Here is a 2,628-nt window from a genome sequence, read left to right on the forward strand (position 1 = left end):
GTGCCCAGGCGGCCGCAGCCGGCGCGCAGCCGTGCAGCCGGCAGGATCGAACTGCGCGACGTCAGCTTCGGCTACGAGGTCGCGGAGGTCCCGGACGCGGACGACGACGGCGGCCCGCGCCGCCCGGCCGACGGCAGGGGAGCGGCCGGCACCCCGGGTGAGGAGCAGCAGCCGGCAGCGGTCCGCCAGGTGCTCGACGGCGTGAGCTTCACGGTCCCCGCCGGCAGCCGGACCGCACTCGTGGGCCCCTCCGGCGCGGGGAAGTCCACCGTCCTGGCCCTGCTCGAGCGGTTCTACGAGCCGACGTCGGGCAGCATCAGCCTCGACGGCGATGCGCTCGCCGCGATACCGAGGTCCGTGCTGCGCGCCGATCTCGGTCTCGTGGAGCAGGAGGCCCCGGTGCTCAGCGGCACCCTCGCCGACAACCTGCGCCTCGCCGCCCCGGAGGCCACGGACGCCCAGCTCCGCGAGGTCCTGGCCGCCGTGGGCCTCGACGGACTCGGTGAGCGCTCGGACGAGGGCCTCGGGCTGAATCTCGGGGAGGACGGCATCCGGCTCTCGGGCGGCCAGCGGCAACGGCTGGCCTGGGCCCGCGTGATCCTCGCCGATCGTCCCGTCCTGCTCATGGACGAGCCCACCTCGGCCGTGGACTCGCGCACCGAGCAGCTGCTGCAGCAGACACTGGGGGAGGCCTCCCGGGGGCGCACCGTGGTGGTGGTGGCGCACCGGTTGTCCACCGTGGCCGACTTCGACCAGATCGTGGTGCTGGACGAGGGGCGCGTCGCGGCGGTGGGCACGCACGAGCACCTCCTCGGCACCAGCGAACTGTACCGGGACATGGCGGCCCGGCAGCTGCTCGTCACACCGGCCTGAGCACCCTCGCGGGTGCGGGACACGGGGTGCGGGGGCGTCATGCTCCCGGCAACCCCGCCTCCCGGTCGAGGAGCCGCTGCTTGATCGGCAGGCCCCAACGGAAACCGCCGAGGCCGCCGTCGGTGCGGATGATCCGGTGGCAGGGCACGAACAGTGCCGCGGCGTTCCTCGCGCAGGCCGCCGCCGCCGCACGGACCGCCGTCGGGCTGCCCGCACGCTGTGCGTACTCGGCGTACGTCACGGGCGCCCCGGGCCCCACCTCCCGCAGCACGGCCCAGGCGTGCATGCGGAACGGACCGGAGACCTGCCGCACCGGGACGGCGGCCACCGTGCCCAGGTCGCCGTCGTAGTACCGCTGCACGGCCTCACCGATCCGTTGCACGGTGCTCGCGGCAGGATCGAAGCGTGCGGTCAGGATGCTCGGATGGATCTGCCCCGTGAGCTCCGCGAGGTCCTCCGTCCAGCCCGAGGCGAGCACGGCCCCCTCCGCCCCGATCACGGTGAAGGGCCCGTCGGGGGTGGCCAGCGTGGTGGTGGCGGCTCCGCGGGGGAGTGCCGTGGTGGTCGATCGGGCTGTGGGGCGGGAGGTCATGGCGGGTCCGTTCGCTGGAGGGGGATCAGGTGGTGTGACGGATACGCTCCGCCGCGGTGCCGGTCGGTGGGGCAGCGCCCGGTGACAGGCCCTCGGCGGCGCGCCACAGATGGACGGTGGCGTAGGAGCGCCATGGACGGGCGGCGGTCATCGCGAGGTGCACGGCGTCGGAGGACGCGGTGTCACCCGCGGACCCACCGCGTCCACCCAATCGGACCCATCCTGCCCGGGTCCCGGCGTCGGTGACGTGGACGTCCGGGTCCCCGAGACCGCGCAGGAGCACCTGGTGCGCGACCCACGGGCTGATCCCGGGGTGTGCCACCAATTGCGCTCGCACTGCGGCGGCCCCGGCCCCGCGCCCCGGCCCGAGCGCGCCCGAGAGCAGCCCGTGCGCGACGGCACGCAGGACCCCCGCCGGTTCGATGCCTGCCCCGTGGTGGGGGAGGGCCTCGACGAGCTGCTCGGCTGTCGGGAACATCCTCCGCAGTGGTGTCCCGGGCAGGTCCACGGACGGGCCCGTCCGCACGAGCCGCGACAGTGCGGCGCGCGCCGCACCGCGGGGTCGACGCTCCTCCACGAGTGCGCGGACGAGGAGGTCGTACGGATCGGGGGTTCCCGGCAGCCGGATCCCGGGTACGGCGGCGGACAGCGCACCGAGTCGCTCGTCCTCCGCCAGGGCGGCGTCCACCGCGACCGGGTCGGCGTCGAGGTCGAAGAGCCGGCGGATGCGACCGAGCAGGAGGGGCAGATCCCCCAGGTCGGCGACCGGGACCGTCACCGGGAGTGCGGCCCCTCCGTTCCCGCGTGGCTCGACGGCCAGGGCCCTGAACCAGGCCGGCCCGCCGGGGAGAGGGAGGATCCTCTCGTAGCTCGAACCACTCCCGAGCTCCATCCCGTCCACCGCCCGGTCCGCCAGGAAACGGAAGATCCCGTCGTCGTAGGGGAGCCGGGCCGGGAGCGTCAGCGTCAGTGTCACCGGCTCGCCCGCGGCGGAGGTGGGGGCAGGAGCCCGCCCGGCCGACTGCCGTAGTTGCCGCGGCGTCAGGTCGAAGATCTGCCGGAGGGTGTCGTTGAACTGCCGGATACTGCCGACCCCCGCGGCGAGGGCGGCGCCCGCGGGGGGGCGATCGGCCCCCGGGAGGAGCGTGCGCGCCGTCTGGGCG

At 75.2% G+C, this 2,628-nt stretch carries 3 protein-coding genes; 1 reads left to right on the plus strand and 2 read right to left on the minus strand.

Annotated elements, in window-relative coordinates; all coding sequences use genetic code 11:
* A partial coding sequence (locus AC792_RS15595) for an ABC transporter ATP-binding protein (protein WP_152916283.1) occupies nucleotides 1-873 on the plus strand: 873 nt, incomplete at its 5' end.
* Nucleotides 874-910: 37 nt separating this feature from the next.
* Here AC792_RS15595 and AC792_RS15600 read toward each other — a convergent pair.
* Nucleotides 911-1,465, minus strand: a complete 555-nt coding sequence (locus tag AC792_RS15600) for a methylated-DNA--[protein]-cysteine S-methyltransferase (protein WP_082177822.1) — start codon at nucleotides 1,463-1,465, stop codon at nucleotides 911-913.
* A gap of 25 nt (nucleotides 1,466-1,490) precedes the next feature.
* Nucleotides 1,491-2,628, minus strand: a 1,138-nt coding sequence (locus AC792_RS15605) for a DNA-3-methyladenine glycosylase family protein (RefSeq protein ID WP_049831412.1), incomplete at its 5' end; no start/stop codon positions are given.

Source organism: Arthrobacter sp. RIT-PI-e, assembly GCF_001187915.1.
Taxonomy (GTDB): domain Bacteria; phylum Actinomycetota; class Actinomycetes; order Actinomycetales; family Micrococcaceae; genus Arthrobacter_D.

Excerpts from the sequence above, each read along its gene's own strand:
- AC792_RS15600 (WP_082177822.1), bottom strand. The coding sequence starts at position 1,465 with ATGACCTCCCGCCCCACAGCCCGATCGACCACCACGGCACTCCCCCGC.